Below are 20,600 nucleotides of genomic sequence, written 5' to 3'. Positions count from 1 at the left end.
CTTAGTACGAACGCAATAGCGATGGGATTTTATCAAATAAATCTAAAATAAGCATCGTTAACTCTTGAAACATCCACGGACCTAAAATGATAATAACGAGCACAATACTCGCCATTTTCGGTAAAAACGTCAGCGTTTGCTCTTGAATTTGCATCATCGCCATAATAACCGCGATAATAATAACGACAATCATACTTACAACGGCAATCGGCATTAAAATCATAACCCCTTTATAAAAAAAGGTTTGGAAAATATCTATAATTGGTGACGTATTCATTTATATGACTCCTATCACATAGCATCAAACGCTTCAGGCGACCGTCTTAAACATAATATCGACGATTTTTGTATATCCACCTAAATATACGAAAACGAGTATTTTAAATGGTAAACTTAAAATCATCGGCGGTACCATCATCATCCCAAGGTACATTAAAAGTGTACTAATAATTAAATCAATAAAGACAAACGCTAAATAAATGAACATCCCTGTAAGTAAACCTTTTTGAATTTTGCGTTAACGTAAAGGATGGCACAAGCGTAAACAGTGAAAGATCCTTTAAATCTTTCGGCAACTCTTCTCCGCGCACTTTCAGCATCATTTTCAAATCATGCTTATACGTATGCTTCGACATATAATCTTTCATAATCGGAGCTGTCGTCTCCGCAGCTTGACTTACTGTTATTTTTTCTTTCGTCATCGGGTCCCACACATCACTCTTTAATTGACCAAGCACTGGCTGCATCGTAAATAGTGATAAAAATAATGCGAGTCCAACAAGCACTTGGTTCGGTGGTAAATTCATAACCCCAAGCCCTTGACGAGTAATCCCAAGAACAATCATAAAATAAGTAAAATGCGTAAATAAAAGAACGATAGAAGAAGATAATGATAGCAGGGTAACGAGCGCGAATAGTTGTACACTTGAATTACTCGTAAACTCTTTTCCATTTTCGAAATTAATAAAGCCGTTCGGGGCTGCATACGCTGGATTTACAAAAACAAATGAAAAAATAATAGAAAATACGAAAATAACGGCAAATAACGCTAACTGTTTCTTTATTCTCATGATGGATCCTCTACTTTTTTCGTTTCACTCTTCACCGCGTCTTCTAGCGCTTGCTGAAACTGATTTCCTGTTCCTGTTAACTGCACAGATTGTACACCGTTATTACTAATAACAGTGAACACTTGCTTTCCGTCCACTTCAAACAAAAAGGCGCTCGTTTGATGATTTAAATACACGCCGTCTTTCACTTGAATATGGCCGTTTTCACCTTGCTTAAAAAACTGCTGTTTGCGCGTCTTTTTCGTCATATAATATGCACCATAGCCGAGCGCACCAAACAGTAAAACGACTTGAAATAAGGTCGTCATATACGACATATGACTCCTCCTCTACTCTTTATCCTGCATTTGATTTTGCGCCTTCATAAGCGCTGCATGTTTCTTATCAGCTTCAATTTCAGAAATAATAATGCCGAATTTCTCATCCATTACTATCGCTTCACCAATACCGACCTTCATATCACTTAAATATACATCTACTTTATGTCCTAAATTTTTCTCTACTTCAAGAACATCGCCAACTTTTAATTGCTTCACATCACCAAGCATAATAGATGACTTCCCAAGTTTTACTCCAAGTTCAATCGAAATATCCGAAACGGTATCAATATGTGCCTTCCCCGCTTCATTTCGCTTCCCTGCAAATTCTTCTAATACCATTAATGACACAGGAGATACTTCATGCTTCATATAGATCCTCCTACTCTATAAAACTTTTAAATAGGAGCGCCTTACGCGTTCCATCTTTCCCGATAAAACAATTAAATTTATGTTTTCCATCTACATAACCACGCAGTTGGTCTGTTACTTTCGTATGAAGCGGAATAATATCGCCTTCTTCAATTTGCTCAGTCTCGCCCATTGTCATTTTCTGCTCACCAATCGCAACGTGAACAGGCTTGTACACTTGATTTACTTTCACTTCTACTTCAGACGTATACTTTCTACGCTTATCTGAAGAATGTTCGACAATATTTTCAGACGTTAACTTATCCATAATTTCTTCAACAGATAAGAACGGAATACCGATACGAACTGTCGTATTCCAAAAATCCGTTTTCATATTTACGTTTAATAGTGAAATAATATCGCTCGCTGTCGTAATCTTCAGCGCATTCGGATCTGTCTCCGTCGTTACAAATTTCGGTTCAATCGCAACAACGCTTTCAAATGATTGTTGTAAATTTTTACAAAGAAGAGCAAATATATTATCAAGCGTTAAAAACTCAAACGCCGTTAACGGTCTACGCATTAGAAAGTTACGCTTACTATCTCCGCCAAGCCAGCATTCATGAATATAAATAACGAACGCTAAATCAATTTCAATTACAATTTCTCCAAGCTCTGGAAGACCGAGATCAATAACACAATATAAATAGTAATCTTTCGGCATTTTCTCCACATACTCACTCGTAAACGGAACTTGCTCAACGGTCGAAGGCTCTAGTTCAATTGGAATACGCATACGCGCTGACAACGTCTGTGACGTCTGTTTGCCAAAAGTAGACGCAATCGCTTGCAAACTACGTAAATGCTCAACACCGAACTTCTCCGGTCTATTAAAATCATACTCTTGAAATTTATCTTGCTTCCCTGCTTCTTGTGCGAAAGCTGGCATTTCCTCGCCTTCATTTACCGCCTTCAGTAGGGCATCAATTTGCTCTTGACTTAATTTATCGCCACTCATGAAAATCCCCTTCCCTACCTTTTCAATTCAACAATTTCAACGTACATTTTTCCATTCTTCGTCAAAATCTTTCCGGTTCCAATCTCTTCATTCTCAAGCATAATAAGCACCGTATTTTTCGTTGAATTTTCAAGACGATACAATGTACCTTTCGTAATATGAAGCAGATCTTCAATTTTCTTTTTTGTATTTCCGATTTCAAAATAAATTGTTAACGGAATATCATCTTGTAATTTCAAATCTTGCCAACTCCCATATCATGTTAACGAAAATTTCATATTCTCTATTTATCCCGCTATTTGCGGGCAGTAAGACCCCTACCTCAAAATTCAGCGAACGCAAAGAAGTTAGGCGGAGGGGCAACTGCCCGTAAAAGCCCGATTGGTGAAGGCTAATAATCAGTGGGGTATGAACAAAACCCCCACTGATTAAAGTTTCACTTTATATATAAATGAAATTTCTTATTTCGAAACGTCTATATTCAATATTTTCTTTATATATCCTTGCGTTTCTTTAAATGGTGGTACGCCTCCGTACTTTCTCACATTACCAGGACCAGCATTATAAGAAGCAAGGGCTAGTACGAGATCACCGTTATTTTTCTTTAAATAACCGCTTAACTCTTTCACACCGCCTTCAATACTTTCAGCTGGTGAAAATGGATTTTTTATACCCATCTCTTTCACATTTGCTGGCATAAGCTGCATAAGCCCCATCGCTCCTGCATGTGACACCGTTTTCGGATTAAAATTAGACTCTACTTCAATCATTTTTTGAATTAACGTTTTCGGAATTCCATATGTATTACTTACGCGATCAATAATATCCTCATACTTACCTTCATTTGAAGAACGTATTTTCTGAATATTATATTCATTCGTTAATCCCCACGTATCAGCAGGCTCATTTTTCGTTTCTGGGAAACGTCGCTCAAACTCTTTTTGTGCAACTTGCACTTCATCTACTTTCTTCGTTTCAGCTTTCTCCTCAGGCTTACTCGTTTCCACTACTACTTTATTAATAGGTTCTTCTGGTTTATTAACAACCGTTTCTATTTTCATAGATTGTACCGGCTGACTCATATCCTCTACTTTTGCCGTTTGCGGAGCAACCTTCGTCTCCTTCGCAGGTTCACTTTGCAATTGATCTTGAAAACGACTACTAACGAACGCCTGCGGACTACTTAATTTTTGCTGAAATTGTCCTTTTTTATATGCAAGAACTTCTTTTACTATATTTCCAACTACCATAATATCACCTTTTCGATAAACAAAGATAATCTAATATTAGAGTTTTTTTAAAAAGTTTGCAATAATCCTTTGCAATAAAAAAATGACTATATTGTTAAACCGTTATTTTTTTATATTTATTAATTCGAATTTTTAGTTGACACCCTTTGTAGCAAGGCTTACAATAAATCTCGAAATCGATTTTTTCGCATATTACCGTTTTTCAATTTACAGAAAAGTCAATATAAAAAAATGGGGGTTCTTCACATGAGAATCAATACAAACATTAATAGCATGCGTACGCAAGAATACATGCGTCAAAACCAAGACAAAATGAATGTTTCTATGAACCGTTTATCAAGCGGTAAACGTATTAACAGTGCAGCTGACGATGCAGCTGGACTTGCAATCGCTACTCGTATGCGTGCAAAAGAAAACGGATTAGGTGTTGCATCTCGTAATACACAAGATGGTATCTCTATGATTCGTACAGCTGATTCAGCAATGAACTCAGTATCTAACATCTTACTTCGTATGCGTGACCTAGCAGTTGTCGGGTAAAGAACTGGCGCGGTATCAGTTATGACCCGTCTCCAGCCCCTCCCCATAAGAACTGCTCGTGAAGTTTTCCCTCAAGCAGCTCACCCCATAAACTTCATCAAAAGGGTTATGAGACCTATCAGATGGCAGACACTTTTATCAATATCTTCCCGAGCTTTCGAGAGGACGAACTTTCCAGTTCCAGTAGAGTCCTAGTACACCATAGAGATATTCATTACTCCATCTCTGCCATCCAATGCTACGCTTTTGTCGCCGTTTCCTTCTCGTCAATAACGTACGGACTTTCATCTCTGTATAGTCTCGTACTTTACTAAAAGCTCGACTAGAATTCCCAACCCGGAAGTAATTCACCCATCCAATCAGTACAGTATTGATTTGTTTTACTAAATCTTGTGCAGGCTTGGCGCCTGCGTTTCTGATTAATTCTCGGATTTTTGCTTTCACTTTCGTACAGGCTTTCTTCTTCGGGGTAATAAGAACAAAGTATCTACTCTTATTTCGATTAAGTACTCGCCTCAAATCAAATCCTAGGAATCCGAAGGATTCTCCTTTTAAAACATTAACCACTCGGGTCTTCTCCAGATTCAGTTCAACTCCCAAAGGCTTTAATTGTTCCCACAGTCGTCGCAATGCCAATTCAGCCCATCCACGTTTACTAGAGTGTCCGCTTACAGTGATAACTATATCATCAGCAAAACGGTGATAGTTTACAGCCTCGTAATGGTTTTCTGTTGTCTTACGTCGAATGGCATCAAATGTCCAATCTACTTCATTGAGGTAGATGTTTGCGGCTAGGGGAGAAAATGGTCCCCCTTGCGGGACACCAATCTTTCCTGTCACCTTGATTACCTGTTTTACAAGGTGCATAACTTGCGAATCTTGGACACGCTTTGCAATTTTCTCCAAAAGTATGTGGTGTCGAATTGTATCAAAGTAGCGTGACAGGTCAACATCGATTACTACAGTCATCCGGCGCAATATGCTACGTCGCACTTCTGCCAGTGCTTGATGTGGAGAGCGTTTTGGTCGGAATCCGTAGGAATTTGAACAGAAATCAGCTTCAAAGATGGCTTCCAATATGAGTTTTAGCGCTCCTTGGACCACGCGGTCCCGTATACACGGGATTTGTAGTGTCCGCATTTTTCCGTTTTCTTTTGGGATTTCTACTTTACGATTAGCTTGTGGTTGATATGTTCCAGCCTGTAGTTCTGCTTGGATATTCTTTAAAAACGGCATAACTCCCTCTAGCTCTATATCAGCGAAACTTTTCCCGTCGATGCCTGGGGCACCGTTGTTTTTCCTCGCTTGCTGATATGCTTCATGAAGGGTTGTTATTTTGGTAATGTGGGAAAATATTCCCCAAAACCGATGCGTAGGTTCAGACTTCGCCTTTTGATAGATTCGTCGCCTTAGTTCCTGCAAAGTAATAGGTGTTTTTATCATGGCACCCTTGCCTCCTTTGGTCGTACGAAATATTTACAGGTTCGGACCCTTCCCTCCCCGCGCGTTTTGCTGCACGCAGATCTCTGGTACTACGATCCGTTCCGCCACCCTGACACCTACCGTTCTCACTTCCCGATCGCGGTTATAGAGACGGTCTCCTCGATGAGGTTTCTTCATCGGGTGTCGAGGGCTTCTCCAGTTTCCACATTATCTTTCTCTCCATGTCGCCGCTGATACCCCGCCGGTGAGAACTGCCGTTCCAGACTCGTTTCGGTCAGTTCTTGCTGCTTTCGCACGTTATCGACCGTCTCAGCCACCGGAATTGCGTGTAACGAGGCTACGTCTACGTTCACTGTACGTTACAACCTGGAGATTTGCCCACATGCCTTTTGCATGTGATGTCAGAGGGCTTCGCCGTGTCGCTTTCACTTCATGGCGCCTCTCAGGCTACGGGAGTGGAGTCTATTCTCCCGATTGGACTTTCACCAACTAGATAATGTGTCCTTATCTGGACACGCCAATCTGCCAACGGTACAAACACAAACGAAAACCGTGGTGCACTAGAAAAAGAATTTTCTGCATTAAGAGATCAAATTGATTACATTTCAACAAACACTCAGTTTAACGGAAAAACATTATTAAATGGTGATAATGGATCTATTAAAATCCATAGTTATGATGATGGACAAGCAACTGCTGCAACAGGATCAGCAGCTCCTGTTGTTGATCCTGTTACTGATCCTGGTACTGGTACTGATCCTGGTACTACAAAACCTGCTATTAACGGCACTATCGATATCAAACTAGCAAATGTTACAAGTGCTAATTTAGAAGGTAATGAAAAGAAACTTAACCAAATTTCTATCTCAGCAACAAACGCAGGTACTGCTGGAACTGAAGATGATACTACTGCTATCAATAATGCTAACTATGCATTTAAAGCTATCGATGGTATGATCGCATCTATCGCAGGTAGCCGTGCTGATTTAGGTGCTACATTAAACCGTCTAGACTTCAATGTAGAAAGCTTAAATAACCAAGCTTCTAACATGGCATCTTCTGCTTCTCAAATCGAAGACGCTGACATGGCGAAAGAAATGTCTGAAATGACTAAGTTCAAAATCTTGAACGAAGCTGGTATCAGCATGCTTTCTCAAGCAAACCAAACTCCACAAATGGTTTCTAAATTATTACAATAAGCCATTTGAGTTAGTTTCATGAACAAACCTCTCTGCTTGCGAAGAGTTTTGTTTTTTCTATATAAATAGATTAATAGATTTATTTTTAGCCTGGAGAGAAGCTCCAGCCATATTTAGAAGCGATCAGGGCTTATTTTATCCTCGTCCTGTGTATGAAAACCAAAAGATAAAGTGAGCATAAGCCCTTTTTTCTCTTCATAGCCGTTTATTAGCGTTAGAATACTGACCATATATCAATCTATAAGGAGTGTCCAATATGCGTATTAGTACAAACGTTTTAAGTATGAACGCTAAGTTAGCTTTATATAAGAATGAGCAGAGTATAAATGTTGGGATGGAGCGTTTAGCGACTGGTAAGAAGTTAAATGCTGCTTCTGATAATCCTGCGAATGTGACAATTGTGACTCGTATGCGTGATTTAGCTGTTCGATTTGCAATTAGTGCAAATTCTTTCGAATAATGTGCTAAAAGGACAAAACATATAATGCTCTGACCTTTTTTAGTAATGATTCTACTCCAATCGTTCTCTTTAATGTAAAAAAAGAAACTATATATTGAATAAAAATTAGTATAGTTTCACTCCGTATTCCTTAAATTAGAAAAGAACAAATGTTTAAAACGCTAAATACAGTTAATGATACTTACCTTTCGGGATTATTTTCGGCTGACTTATTTCCCGGTGCAAACCAACCAATTAGTGCGATGGCAACTAATACTCCATAGAAGATTAAAGTCCAAGTTGTACTGTGCGGAAAATCATGATTTAAAATACCAATGTCCTCATGAGCCAGTGTAATTACAGCTAGTTTGACACCAACCCAAGCAACAATCGCATATGCCGTTGTTTCCAATGCTGGCCGTTTCTCAAGAAGCCCAACAAACCAAGTTGCCGCAAATTTAATTAAAATAAGTCCAGCGATCCCTCCAAGAAGTACAACAATAAACTGTCCTCCATCCATACCTCCGAAATCGTCAAGCGGTGAATCCGGAAGCCCCAGAGCAAGAGCAACCGCAGCTAATATCGAATCAATTGCAAACGCGAGGTCAGCTAATGCAATCTTCCCTACTGTGAACCAGTAGCTTTTACCTGCCGCTTTCTTTTCATCGTCCTTATGAATATTTTGATTGCCTTTTCCGAATTGCGCCTGAATGACATGCTTCAATCCTAAATAAAGAAGATAGGCTGCTCCTATCGCTTGTATTTGCCAAACATTTGCAATAAATGAAATGGCAAATAGGGCTGCAAATCGAAATACAAAGGCCATAATGATTCCGTAATTTATAGCTCTTTTTTTCTCTTCTTCGGGTAAATGTTTCGCTATAACTGCTAGTACAAGGGCATTGTCCGCTGATAACAAACCTTCTAATCCGATTAGAATTAATAATGCCCAAGCATACTCTAGCCATATTGACTCCATCCGTTTCTCTCCTTTCTAAAATTAAAATCAGATAAGGGCTTTGCTATCAATAGAATTTCCTATTAAGCCAAATTAAATCCTAAAACTTATGGCTAAAACATTTTGACAGTTACTTTTCTGTCCTCTATTTGTTATAAGTTGAAATCATTTAATAATCCCACTTTCTAAAATCTTTAATACCAGCGTTACTTTAACACTTGCTTCTGAAAATGTATTCGGCCATTCATTTTCGACTTTTTCCAATGCTCATATTGAAAAGTACGTGCATAGTCACCAAATCCAAATGGATCTAGCTTCTGCCTTTGTACTTTATGAATTAGATCATTTAAATCATGATTTAGCTGTATCATAATAAGTGCAACTAGTTCCCCTTTATCTTTCTTCATATTTACATCGAATGTACGCTCGGCAATAGATAAATCAAATGACTATCTTTAAGAAGAATTACTTCATAATGAAAGGAAATCATAGCAATATAAAGAGCCTAAGCAAAGATCGCAATAAATAATCCCGTGAGGCGAAGTAGCCATGTAAATGATGCTATAGCTATCCTTAAGCTGTAATCATCCATCGTTTGAAAAAATGATGAAAAAGTCATCGGACCAATTAACACACCTGGTGAACAATCGCAATTCGGCCCTTCAAAATATGATGCGAAGTTGTATCTGGACGTTCGGTTATAGAAAACTGTGGGAATAGTGTATATGAATTATCTTCAACGAGTCCCTCTAATGTACCGGTACTGAGAATAGCATCAATGTTGATTGATTTTATACGACTTGCCATTTCGTGGACGACAGTTTCATTTGTAACATCTGCTAAATACAGCATAACAATTTTTGAATTTGCCCGATCTCCAACAGTGAACTCTTTCACCTTCAATTCACGATTTGGAATATATCAGCGAATGAAGGCAATACTCTCGCTCGCTACTTCCGTAAAACCTTCGTGTGAACTTTTTAATGAAGTTTCAGTTGTTGGTTCCTGAATACTCCTCTTAGGTGCCCCTGCGTGTCTAACTCTAACGCTGTGTACTGACCATCTATAAGCAAAATGCTTTTACCATGTAAAATAGCCTATTTGATTTCTAATCATTTTTTTACCTTCTTAATCTGCCCAATAGAAATTGAAGACTCCCAAAAATCTTTTTCATTCCATTCTTGAAATAAGAGAGGTCGTAGAACATCCGTATTAATGACATTTTTGTCTACTAACCCCTCCATATACACGAGCGTGACTCTTTGTCCGCTTTTCAACGGAAAACTTCTTATAACTAGCTCTGGAATTCCGCTAAATAGTTTGGACAATTGCTCTAGGTTTATAAGACATAGAAGAAACCGAACCGTTTATTACAATGTCAGCTTGTTCCTGCGTAGAAAAAGATTTTTCACCTCGTAACCATTTATGAAAAGAATCCATACATTCACCTTTTTCGTTGTTGTGTTTCATATGGGTTATTATGGATGAATACTTAAAGACATATACTCTTCTTTAGGTTATGAAGAATCTATGTTTTTTTATTATGAGCAGTTAATTATTTAAACTTACATATTTTCACAATATAAAAGTAAATAAGAAACCTGTCTCCAAAAGATCGTTTTTGACGATTTTTAGAAACAGGTTCTTTTTTGTATCCTATATTTAAGGTATTACTGTCATAACTTGCCCTCTACGGTCGACCATTATTTTCATTTTACCGTCTTGTGCGTTATATAATCCAAGTTTATTTAAATCTTTTTTACAACATTTTACGAAAGTCGGTAACGTACGAAGTTGATCAATATCAGAGCTAGTTATGAAATGAATCAGATACTGCGTTAAATCTTTAATATCGTAAATGAGTTCTTCTTTTTCTCGTATTAACTTATCATTTTCAGCTCGTAGTAACTGTAATTCACCCTCAAGACCACGTGTGTTTTTTTCATCTTTTGAACGCTCTGCGGCCATGCTAGAAAGTTTATAAATCCCTTTCATAAACTTATGTAATTCACCTTCTTTTTCTTCACCATGTTGATTAATTGTTTCAAAATTATCAACAATTCCAGATATAACTGTTACGAGTTTTTTTTCATCTGCTTCATTTTGAACTTCTTCGATTACTTCCTGTTTTCTCTCCTGTTTCATCTTAGAAGTTGTTTCTTTTGCAAATGTATATTTACGTTTCCGCCCAGGTTTTTGTTTTTCAATATTTTCAAACGGTATCTCTTGTTTCTTCAATTTATAATATGTGTTTTGCAATTGACTTTCCGTTTTTTGAAAAAGATTCAGTTCATTTTTACTAATATATTTTGAAATATTTGCGATGTTTAACCCGTGACGTTGACAAAATTGATACACTTCATAAAGTAATTCTAGTTCAGACTTCAGCCATGTAATCGTTGATTTTTCGTAGGCTCGTATACCACCATTTTTCTCTATATCTATTTGAAATAATACCATTCTATTATATAAATCTATTAGCTCTTCATACTCTATGCGGAATTGTTTCTCTATTTTTTGAAATTCCGCTCCCAACTTCGTATCGTTCATTTTATCATTTGACATTTTTTTTAAAAGACTTAATACATTGATTGCTGTGTGGTGATACATAATACGTGTCACTCCCCCTCATTCTTTCACAATTCTCATATGACCCCCATGTCTTTCAAGAAAATAGAAATTTTTACATATCAACATTATAGCATTTCGAAATTGTCCGTCAAATGATAAATCAACAAAAAAAATCAAAAAACAATAGAAAAACTTTTTAGAAAATATATATATAAATAGTATAAAGTGGTATTAGTAGGAATCTATCCGATTATATCATATGGTATTTCCAATATAATTCCACCGGAAATTTGCGCCATCACGTAATTTCACCACTATATTTCCAAATAAAAAACTCACCTTTATACTAAAAGTAGGGAATACAGGATGAAAATTAAATTGAACTACACACAGCAATTTCAATATTTCTACATATTAAATAATAAAAAACGTCCTAGAATCAATTCCCCAGTCAAGAAGACGCTTTCAAATAAAACCGTGACTATAATTTGAAACACTCCCTCATTCTTTCTTTACATAAATGGAACAAAAAAGAAGAACCACCCTGTACTACAGGATAGTTCCCTCTTCCAACTAAAAAGCTTTTTTATAACACTAACTTATCAACCAAACCAATTAACTCTTGAATATCCGGCTTACTCACTTGAGCATTTGCTCCTACAGCCTCACCTTTATGGAACAGCTCATTCGTAATTAAAGAAGAGAAAATAATAACAGGTAAATGATTCATCACTTCACTATCCTTAATCACCCTCGTTAAATGATGTCCATCCATTTTCGGCATTTCAATATCTGTAATAAGCAGATGAATATGTTCAAACATTTTTTCATCTTGCTCTTTTGCTAGTTTTTCAATTTGCGCTAACGCTTCTGCACCATTGCTGAAAAAATTCATTTTCGTATATCCAGCTGTTGATAATGTTTCTTCTAGTATTTGGCGAAGCATCGCTGAATCTTCCGCAATATAAATAACCTTTTCAGCTCGATCTGTTTTTTGCTCTAATCCTGAAAGTGTTTTATTGTCATAACCACTGTTACTAATTTCGCAAACAATTTTTTCATAATCTAACAATAAGATAATTTTCCCATCTAGTTTTACAATTCCAGACGTCGTTTCTTCTAGTCCCATAGATAATGAAGCTGGCTCATCAATTTGTTCCCAAGAAATGCGTTGAATACGATGTACTTCATCAACACGGAAGATAACTTTCATTTGGTTTAATTCCGAGATAATAAATTTCGTTTGATCAAGTGGCTTTGTAGATTTTAAATTAAGAGCTGTCGCTAAGTTAATAACAGGTAAAATTTCGCCACGTACTTGAACAACACCTTCAACTGCATGATGGGATTCCGGCACAGTTGTAACAGGGAATGGATTAATAATTTCACGCACTTTCATTACATTGATACTAAATAAATTTTCACCCACAGTATAAGTTACGATTTCTAATTCGTTTGTTCCACTTTCTAATAAAATACTTTGTGCTTGTGACATAAAGGTTTCGCTCCCCTTTCATTAATTCCGTATATTTAATTATTAAGCTTTAATAACATCCAAAAGTCAACTACCTATATGAAAAATATAGATAGTTGCGTGAGCCTTGCCGTTTTAAAATAATAAAAACACTGGTAAAGCTTAATCTTGTATAAACGAAGCAAGTGCTTCTAGTAACACTTCTTGCGCTCCTACAATTTCTGTCGGCATCGCTTCCCATTTTTTCGAAAGCTCTGTTTCCACTCTCACTCTAAGCTCTGGATTCATTTCTCCTAGCACATATTCCTTTGTCGCTATATCGACATCAAGAAGTGCAAGTGCATATAATTCCGGATCGTTTATTTTTTCAAATAATTGTTTCAATACCGCCGGTGCTATATGTTTTAACTTTTCAATGTGAATTTCCTTACCCGAAAATAGTAACTCATATTGAATAAACGTAACATTTTCTTTAATCACTTTAAAATAGCAATTATTCTTTTTATCATTTACAAAATAACCGTTCAGATCTGCAATAATACTCTCTACTTGACGTATTAAATTAGGCAAACTACTCGCCATCATTACAGTACGTTGCTCAACCTCACTTGGCGAAATGAATGTAACGCGATACTTATTCTGCGCCATCCTCCTCACCTCTCCTTTTATATAAATTTAGTCTAATTGTACAACATAGCACAACTATCTTAAATTAATCTATATCTATTTCAAATCACTGCTCATAGGCCCTATATCTTCAAAGAGCGAAGAGGCACCACCTAAACACTTGGATTCCAGCCTCTCCAACTACCTTAAAACCACTACATATCTCTAGTCTTACAACATACGAGCCACTCATAAGCACTGACGGCTACTAAACATCGCTGGGCCCTCTCTCAAAACTTTAAATGAATACAACTATAATCGTTATTCATCTAAACTATCGGTTCACACATCTTAAGCTAACCTAGTACCTCTCCATATCTCTGGTCTCACAATGCACGAACCACTCATAGGCACTGACCGCTACTACTCATCGCTAGGCCCTCTCTCAAAACCTAAAAAAAATCTTTTAAGCCCCTTTCAACAACTCAATGTTATTGAACCAAAAAGCAAGCTGCTGATCCGTAATATCCGGCAACATAACAAAAAACTCACGGCACTTCATCTCATCTTTAAACAGTTGATACTTCCAAACACCACTACTACCAATACTTACGAAGTAAAACTCGTGTATACGGCCAATGATTGCTTGTTTTTCACCAAACGAATATGGAGGCACTTGTTTGATTTCAAATTGATCTGGTAAATATACATGCTCTTCTCGTTCTATTTTTAACATTTGCTCAGCAAGCTCACGTTTATTTTCGAAAAAAGGCAATTGTAAAATTCGCTCTTGTCTTGTCATACGAATATAAAACCCTTCCTACTACGTTACAATTTTTCTTTACGATTTATTATCGAATTAAGTTCACAACTTCATTTAATACTTCATCTGAAATTTTGATTACTTTCGCATTTCCTTGGAATCCGCGTTGGTATAACATTAAATCAACGAATTCTACAGATAAATCTACGTTTGCACCTTCTTGTGCACTACCGCGTACTTTTCCTGCACCATTTTGACCAGATACACCCATTGCTAAAATACCCGTTGTATTTGTCGCTGTATAGTTACCATTACCAGTTTTCATTAAGCCGCCTTCGTTCGGGAACATTGCAACAGCTAATTGACCCGCAGCTTTCATACTTCCATCAGAATATTTCACCATCAAATATCCACCGTCAGCAATAAAACAATCTTTAACAGTCGCTGCTGCTCTACCATCTACGTTTGTTACTGCTAATGTTTTTTCTGTCGGATGGTTTGTTAGTTTACTAAAATCTAAATTTACTGTGCCGCCATTAAATGGAATAGATGCTCCAATCTAAATTTACTGTGCCGCCATTAAATGGAATAGATGCTCCAGGATTTTGCTGATTTGGCTTTCCTACTGCATCAAACGTCATATCACCACCTGCGCCTTGAACCTCATTAAACGTTGTTTCTTTCTTCGAGTCGTTACGCATCTTTACTGTATATTTATAATTATGTTCACTAGTTTGTGTAAACTCCACGCGCATTGTCCATGTATTACCGGCATCATCGTATACAGGCAATTCTTGCGTAATTTGTTTTGCATCGGCTGGAATATTCCCTCCAACGACTCCTTTTGATGTTCGAATACCACCGATTGCTGATCCCATTGGAATTTGCAATGGTCCCGGGATACCAGATAAGTCAACATTACCAGTTGATGGATCTGCTGGATAAGCGAATACATATTGACCTTCTATATTCGTAATATAGTAATCTGAAGATATTTCAAATGTCCCTTTACGTGTAAATTCCATATTTCCAGCTTTTGAATCACCTACAACGAAGAAACCATTACCTTCCATTGCTGCTTGTGTTTTACCACCTGTTAACGTAATTGTACCATCGCTATAATCCGTCACCGTTCCGCTCATTTTTACACCGTTACCGATACTTTTAGGGTTCGTCCCTGCGTATCTATCATCACCTTTTGCACCAATTGAATTGTTGTATAATAAATCATCAAACATTGCTTTTTGTTTTTTATAACCAACTGTTTGTGCATTGGCAATATTATTTGAAGTTACACTTAATGCATTTTGTGTTGCATTCATTCCTGTAATACTTGTATATAACGCTTTAATCATAATGTATGGACACTTCCTTATGAATTTGTTGTTTTTACTTCTTCAACTACTTTTTGATCGGCTTCCTTTACATCTTCTGGATTCGTATCTCCAATCTGTTTATCAGACACTCTTTCAACGAAACGAAGAGATACTACTTTATTATTAATAACGAGCTGTACATCGTTATTTTCTGCAAGGCGAACTGTCTCTACTTGACCAGTTACTTTGTTCCCTTCACCGTCAATACCTCTTACATACTTTCCTAAAAACTTCATTCCACCATCAAGCGCTGTCGAATACATCGTCGTTCTTAAAGAGTCAACTGCTTTGGTCATATTTTGTACTTGTTCCATAAGAGATAACTGCGCTGTTTGGTTCATCATTTGATTCATATCTATCGCATTAAATGGATCTTGGTGCTGGAAACTCGATAAAAACAATTTTAGGAAATCATCTTTCCCCATTACCCCAGGAGTCTTTTGCTCTCCTGCTGAAACTCCATTTGCTTGTTGAACTGGCGATTGTACACCGTTAACAGGTACATTACTTTTTTGCGCTCCTGCTTGTAACGGAATATGATTTGTACTCGTTGTATTTAATCCAACTGTTGGCACGCTTTATTCCTCCAATAATCCCGCAAATTCTTTTGATTGTTGTTTCTCATGTTTCGTATTTGCTAATTTTTGTTTTTGCCTTTGCTCTTGTTCTCGCTGTTCTTTACGATTTTCATCTTTATCTGAATAGCTAATTTGAATATTGATTTCTTTTTCTTTTAACTTTAGTTTCAATTCATCAAAAATGATTTCAACACGTTTTTTCGCATCGTGTTTTTCCATTTCTACATGAACATCAATTTGGTCTCCATGTTTTTTCATAAACACAGTTAATGTACCAAGTTTTTCTGGATTTAGCTGGAATAAAACGCGTTCTTGTTTCACTACAAATTTTTGTAGCGCTTCTACTTGCGCTTCCATTTTCTTTCCTAAGTCAGGCAATGAAACCTTCTCAGCGCCACCATTTGATTTTCCTATTTGATCGGTACTGGTCGCTTTATTTAATAACTCCACACCCGCAGAACTCGAATCGTTTAATGTATCAACTTCTGGCAAGTCTATCTTTACATCATCACTCTCTGATTTCGGAAGATCTACATCTAAGTCTTTAAATTCTTCTTGTTTCTTTGCAATATTACAAGTTTCTGATTCTACGACTTTTAATACTTGCAACATCTGCTCTGGCATCGTCACCTTGTCTAACGTCATTTGCATTGTATCTTCTAAATATATGGCATTTTTAATATTTATGTTTGAAAGAAGCTCTTGTAATTGCTGTAATTCAGCTGCGGGCAATTCGTTCAGTTTAATATTTCCGTATTCTTTATATAACTCTTGTATTTTTTGTATGTATTGATATAACAATTCTGACTGCACACGTAATTGCTCAATTGCAACCATTTGCTCAGATACAGATAATAATAACTGTTCTGTCTCTTTTTTTTCTTCTTTCTTAACAATAGGCTCTTCTTTCGTTACCGATTTTTTAGAAAGAATATAATCTTTTTTCTCTTCTATTGGTGCTTCTTCTCGTTTCGTTTTCTCCGTTTTCGGCTGCTTTTTATTTTCAATTCTCATTGTATTATCAAATGAAGAATTTTCATTTTTCGATTTTATTTCTAGCCCTTTTTCTTTTTGCGGAGGTAAACTTTGTTGCACCGGTAATACAAATTGTATCACTACATCCACCTCATCCGTTCATACACATTTTTAAATCAAGAAGCATTTTTTCTTCTAACTTTTCTTTTACTTCCACAAGCTTCTTACAATCTTCTTGATACATTTCATCAAGGACACGTTCTTTTTCTTTTATTTGCTCTAAAAGGCTTTCATTTTTTTGAATAAAACCTTCTGTTTTTTTAATTTTCCGATTCCATTCTTCTATTCTTTCAGGTGAAAATGTATGTGAAGACAGCATACCAGCCATAATACGTTGCCCAGTTTGTACGACTTTACTACGTGATTTCACAACATACAGATCATATTCTTTTTTTTGTTCTATTTTTCTTTTTTCAGCTGTTAGTTCGTACACTTCTTTCAAGATTTGTTCTTTCTCTTGATTAATCTGCAATTTTATCGTGTCGTACTGCTGCTTATCCACCCGTTTTCATAGCCCCTTCCTATTATAACGTTCCCTTTTTCTATTATATAGTTTTTTCACAAAAAAATCTGTGAAATATTAAAAACAAAAAAATAAGACCTCAAGGGACGAGATCTTATACAATATGGTGCATTGCTTGGACAACACCTTCAAAATGAAAACTATCCGTTCGACCTTGTTTTAAAAACATATTTATAGCTTCCACTTTATTTTTACATTCAAAAATATAAGCATTTTCTTCATTTTCTTGAATTGTTCCTAGTTTAAAATACAATTCATTTTCTTTATAAATAGATAAAATTTTTCTCATTTCATTTGCAAGTTGCCAATGATTCGGCGATACGATTTCTTCCATAATCCTACTAACCGAATCTAGTACAGAAATGGCAGGGTAATGACTAAGAGTTGCGAGCTCACGTTTTAATACAATATGTCCATCTAAAATACCACGAGCTAAATCTGGTACAGGACCATTTAAATCGTCACCATCAACTAGCACTGTATAAATACCTGTTATTGCCCCTTTTTGTGCTTTTCCGGATCGCTCTAATAACTTTTTCATATAACTTTCCATTAACAGTGTTTTACCACCAATTGGTAATTCTTTGACTGCAATGTCAACACTTCGGCGAGCATCAGCAAAACGAGTAACCGAATCCATCATAAGTAATACATTATTTCCTTGGTCACGGAAATATTCAGCAATAGATGTAGCAAGCTTTGCCGCACGAAGTTGCATAAGGTGACTTTCATCTGATGTCGCTACAACAACGACGCTTTTTTTCATGCCTTCTTCGCCTAATTCTTTTCGAATAAAGTCTTTTACTTCCCGGCCACGCTCACCTACTAAACTAATAACATTAATATCAGCTTTTGCGTTTTTTGCAATCATTCCAAGTAATGTAGATTTCCCAACACCTGATCCAGCGAAAATACCAATCTTTTGACCGATTCCAATCGTTAACATAGAATCAATCGATTTAATTCCCGTTTCAAATGCATCTGTAATTTCTTCACGCTCAAATGCATGAATCGGCGGTGCATCTAATTTTATTTTTTGTACTGGAATATTTTCAGCATCTTCATTTAACACTTCTCCATTTGCACTTAACACTTTGCCAAGCAAATGATTACCACGGGGCACAACGACATCTTCTGCAATTAATGTAACTGAATCTCCGTAACACACTTTTTCTGTCTGTTCAAATGGGAGTAACATATTGTTTTCTTTTTCAATTGCAATAACTTCACATAAGACGCTATGTTCTCCAACGAGACAAACATCTCCAATCTTCGCTTTCGGACCTTTCGCTACAAAAAACTGCTCTTGTACACTATGAACTTTGCCAAATTTCGTATAAAACGGCGTTTCAATAAACGTATTCCATTTATTATGTTCGTTCATGAGCTTATTGTTCATACGTTTTGCTCCTCAAACAACTTTTCTTCTTCCCATTTATGACGAAGTTTCGCAAATATAGGTGCAAATTTAAATTCAAAGAACTCCTTCTCTTCTTCCAAAACAAATTCGCCAAACTGTAAAGAAAAATCATACTTCCATTCTACTAATTGTAGCAACCAATACTCTTTCGTATTTTCCTTCTCTTCTTGTATACGCTCAAATGTTTCTGGATGAACCGTTATAATTAACTTTTCAAATGAAGTAGGCAAAGTTTGAACGATACCTGTTAATATTGGCAGAACGTCTAATACTCGTGAATCTACCGCTTGATTCACAATTTTTTCTGCTAATTGAAAAGATTGATTCCATAATAACTCAGTCCATTCGTATGCCGTTTCTTGTTGCTCCTTTTGAAACTGCATACGCGCTGCTTCCATCTGTTCCATTTGTTCATGAATATGCATTTGAAACTCTTCTTTAGCCTGCAACAACTGCTGATGCTCTCGTTCTAACGTTTGTTGATGCTGCCTTAGCTGATTCATTTCAATATGCAATGCATCTTGCTGCGCAAGAAGTTCTGCATGATCTACTTGTATTTCCCCTTCAGTGTGAACTGGTATTGGCTTTGGAAACTGTAATTCATACGTTTCCTCAGAAAAAGAAACAGAATTCTTCGGAATTCTGTTTTTAAATAAGGACATCATCTTCACCTCTTTGAATGATAACTCTTCCTTCTTTCTCTAGCTTTTTCACTGTACCTGTAATCGTTTGCTGCGCTTTTTCAGCTTCCGTCATCTTAAGCGGTCCTAAGCCATCTAACTCTTCTAAAATCATCTCTTTACGGTTTGAAGACATACATGTAAATAATTTCTCTTTAATTTCTTCTTTTGCAATTTTAATTGCTTTCGCAATAACACCGTTGTCTGTAATTTCCTCTAATACACGGCGAAGTGCAAGATCTTCAAGACCAAGTAAGTCTTCAAAGACAAACATATTTTCTTTAATTTTCTCAGATAACTCATAATCAACTTCATCGAGCTTTTGAAAGACTGTTTTTTCAACGCCTCGTGAAACATTATTTAAAATGTTCACAATCGTTTTCAAGCCATCTGTTTTATTAATAGCACTAAATGCCATATTATTTAATTTTGCTTTTAATAACTCACCAATTTGATTAATTAATTCACTATCTACTTGCTCTAGCTTCGCAATGCCCATTACCGTTTCTACACGCTTATGATCTGGTAATCTCTCAATTAATTGAGATGCTAATTGAGGCTTAATATAAGAAGCAATAATTGCTATCGTTTGTGGCGATTCATCATTAAGCACTGTAAGAAGTGGCTCTAAATCTGTTAGTGAATTTAAGAATTCAAACGGATTATCTTTATTGTACCAAAGGTCTTCTAATAATTTTTCCAAATCGTCTTCTGGCATATTTCTAAATATACGACGAATGTATTCTTTATCTGGGGTCACTAAATTCAATTCTTTTACATTTAGTTCATACAGAAACTCCCCTAGTACATTTTCTAACGTTTCTGCTTTATATACACGAAACTTCGCAATTTCACGAAGTAACACTTCTTTTTCCTCAGCCGTCATATATTCAATGACTTTTGCTGCCACCTCTTCGTCTAATGTACGAATGAGGATGGCAGCTTTTTCTTTGGAGGAGATTTCATCTAACATTGTTTTTCCTCCCTTA

At 36.4% G+C, this 20,600-nt stretch carries 19 protein-coding genes and 6 pseudogenes; 3 read left to right on the top strand and 22 right to left on the bottom strand.

Annotated elements, in window-relative coordinates:
• Position 1: 1 nt before the first annotated feature.
• From NSS97_RS08820 to NSS97_RS08790, 7 genes and pseudogenes are all read right to left on the bottom strand, one after another.
• Complete coding sequence (locus NSS97_RS08820) at positions 2-277, bottom strand: flagellar biosynthetic protein FliQ (protein ID WP_002011993.1); 276 nt, start codon at positions 275-277, stop codon at positions 2-4.
• Positions 278-310: 33 nt separating this feature from the next.
• Positions 311-1,070, bottom strand: a pseudogene (locus NSS97_RS08815) (flagellar type III secretion system pore protein FliP).
• Complete coding sequence (locus tag NSS97_RS08810) at positions 1,067-1,387, bottom strand: hypothetical protein (protein WP_000121176.1); 321 nt, start codon at positions 1,385-1,387, stop codon at positions 1,067-1,069. Before NSS97_RS08810 ends, NSS97_RS08815 begins: the two are co-directional and overlap by 4 nt.
• A 12-nt stretch (positions 1,388-1,399) precedes the next feature.
• Complete coding sequence (locus NSS97_RS08805; protein WP_044441478.1) at positions 1,400-1,759, bottom strand: flagellar motor switch protein FliN; 360 nt, start codon at positions 1,757-1,759, stop codon at positions 1,400-1,402.
• 10 nt (positions 1,760-1,769) lie between these two features.
• Entirely contained in the window at positions 1,770-2,756 is a 987-nt protein-coding gene (gene fliM / locus NSS97_RS08800; protein ID WP_044441476.1) for a flagellar motor switch protein FliM, read from the bottom strand.
• A gap of 14 nt (positions 2,757-2,770) precedes the next feature.
• Complete coding sequence (locus NSS97_RS08795; protein ID WP_002189074.1) at positions 2,771-2,995, bottom strand: flagellar motor switch protein FliN; 225 nt, start codon at positions 2,993-2,995, stop codon at positions 2,771-2,773.
• Positions 2,996-3,217: 222 nt separating this feature from the next.
• The gene (locus tag NSS97_RS08790; RefSeq protein ID WP_107887765.1) at positions 3,218-4,006 is read right to left on the bottom strand and encodes a transglycosylase SLT domain-containing protein; all 789 of its coding nucleotides are present in this window, start codon (positions 4,004-4,006) and stop codon (positions 3,218-3,220) included.
• Positions 4,007-4,252: 246 nt separating this feature from the next.
• Between NSS97_RS08790 and NSS97_RS08785 the strand changes: the two are divergent.
• Positions 4,253-4,537 (top strand): annotated as a pseudogene (locus tag NSS97_RS08785) (flagellin N-terminal helical domain-containing protein); the annotation flags it as partial.
• Between the two features lie 147 nt (positions 4,538-4,684).
• Here the strand turns inward: NSS97_RS08785 and ltrA are convergent.
• A complete protein-coding gene (gene ltrA, locus NSS97_RS08780) occupies positions 4,685-5,989 on the bottom strand; it encodes a group II intron reverse transcriptase/maturase (RefSeq protein WP_061674703.1) in 1,305 nt (434 codons plus the stop codon).
• Between the two features lie 518 nt (positions 5,990-6,507).
• Between ltrA and NSS97_RS08775 the strand changes: the two are divergent.
• A pseudogene (locus tag NSS97_RS08775) lies at positions 6,508-7,188 on the top strand (flagellin); the annotation flags it as partial.
• 256 nt (positions 7,189-7,444) lie between these two features.
• Positions 7,445-7,636, top strand: a pseudogene (locus NSS97_RS08770) (flagellin); the annotation flags it as partial.
• A gap of 193 nt (positions 7,637-7,829) precedes the next feature.
• On the opposite strand, the gene NSS97_RS08765 reads toward NSS97_RS08770, so the two are convergent.
• From NSS97_RS08765 to NSS97_RS08700, 14 genes and pseudogenes are all read right to left on the bottom strand, one after another.
• A complete protein-coding gene (locus tag NSS97_RS08765; protein ID WP_003188427.1) occupies positions 7,830-8,606 on the bottom strand; it encodes a TerC family protein in 777 nt (258 codons plus the stop codon).
• 185 nt (positions 8,607-8,791) lie between these two features.
• Positions 8,792-8,992: a Ger(x)C family spore germination C-terminal domain-containing protein gene (locus NSS97_RS08760; protein ID WP_003188425.1), complete on the bottom strand. Its 201-nt coding sequence runs from the start codon at positions 8,990-8,992 to the stop codon at positions 8,792-8,794.
• Positions 8,993-9,093: 101 nt separating this feature from the next.
• A pseudogene (locus NSS97_RS08755) lies at positions 9,094-10,025 on the bottom strand (spore germination protein); the annotation flags it as partial.
• A gap of 222 nt (positions 10,026-10,247) precedes the next feature.
• The gene (locus tag NSS97_RS08750) at positions 10,248-11,195 is read right to left on the bottom strand and encodes a DNA-binding domain-containing protein (RefSeq protein WP_044441468.1); all 948 of its coding nucleotides are present in this window, start codon (positions 11,193-11,195) and stop codon (positions 10,248-10,250) included.
• Between the two features lie 547 nt (positions 11,196-11,742).
• A complete protein-coding gene (locus NSS97_RS08745; protein WP_044441466.1) occupies positions 11,743-12,651 on the bottom strand; it encodes a chemotaxis protein in 909 nt (302 codons plus the stop codon).
• A 141-nt stretch (positions 12,652-12,792) separates the two neighbouring features.
• Positions 12,793-13,278, bottom strand: coding sequence for a hypothetical protein (locus NSS97_RS08740; RefSeq protein ID WP_044441464.1), 486 nt, complete (start codon positions 13,276-13,278; stop codon positions 12,793-12,795).
• Between the two features lie 424 nt (positions 13,279-13,702).
• A complete protein-coding gene (locus NSS97_RS08735) occupies positions 13,703-14,038 on the bottom strand; it encodes a DUF3964 family protein (RefSeq protein ID WP_002030948.1) in 336 nt (111 codons plus the stop codon).
• 49 nt (positions 14,039-14,087) lie between these two features.
• A pseudogene (gene flgE / locus NSS97_RS08730) lies at positions 14,088-15,354 on the bottom strand (flagellar hook protein FlgE).
• 17 nt (positions 15,355-15,371) lie between these two features.
• Complete coding sequence (locus NSS97_RS08725) at positions 15,372-15,950, bottom strand: flagellar hook capping FlgD N-terminal domain-containing protein (RefSeq protein ID WP_107887771.1); 579 nt, start codon at positions 15,948-15,950, stop codon at positions 15,372-15,374.
• 3 nt (positions 15,951-15,953) lie between these two features.
• Complete coding sequence (locus tag NSS97_RS08720) at positions 15,954-17,078, bottom strand: flagellar hook-length control protein FliK (protein WP_107887772.1); 1,125 nt, start codon at positions 17,076-17,078, stop codon at positions 15,954-15,956.
• Position 17,079: 1 nt separating this feature from the next.
• Positions 17,080-17,490 (bottom strand): hypothetical protein, encoded by a 411-nt coding sequence (locus NSS97_RS08715; protein WP_002193139.1) that lies wholly within the window; start codon positions 17,488-17,490, stop codon positions 17,080-17,082.
• Positions 17,491-17,605: 115 nt separating this feature from the next.
• Positions 17,606-18,910, bottom strand: coding sequence for a FliI/YscN family ATPase (locus tag NSS97_RS08710; RefSeq protein WP_107887773.1), 1,305 nt, complete (start codon positions 18,908-18,910; stop codon positions 17,606-17,608).
• The gene (locus tag NSS97_RS08705; RefSeq protein ID WP_044441452.1) at positions 18,907-19,593 is read right to left on the bottom strand and encodes a FliH/SctL family protein; all 687 of its coding nucleotides are present in this window, start codon (positions 19,591-19,593) and stop codon (positions 18,907-18,909) included. Before NSS97_RS08705 ends, NSS97_RS08710 begins: the two co-directional genes overlap by 4 nt.
• Positions 19,580-20,584 carry a flagellar motor switch protein FliG gene (locus NSS97_RS08700; RefSeq protein ID WP_002193142.1) on the bottom strand — a complete coding sequence of 335 codons (1,005 nt, stop codon included), beginning with the start codon at positions 20,582-20,584 and terminating at the stop codon, positions 19,580-19,582. Before NSS97_RS08700 ends, NSS97_RS08705 begins: the two co-directional genes overlap by 14 nt.
• Between the last annotated feature and the right edge of the window lie 16 nt (positions 20,585-20,600).

Origin of the sequence: Bacillus sp. FSL R12-0074, from assembly GCF_038005725.1 — a bacterium.
In the GTDB taxonomy this organism is placed as follows: Bacteria; Bacillota; Bacilli; order Bacillales; family Bacillaceae_G; genus Bacillus_A; species Bacillus_A mycoides.
The sequence above is the reverse complement of the archived record's forward strand: the minus strand, read 5'-3'. Positions and strand labels throughout refer to the sequence as shown.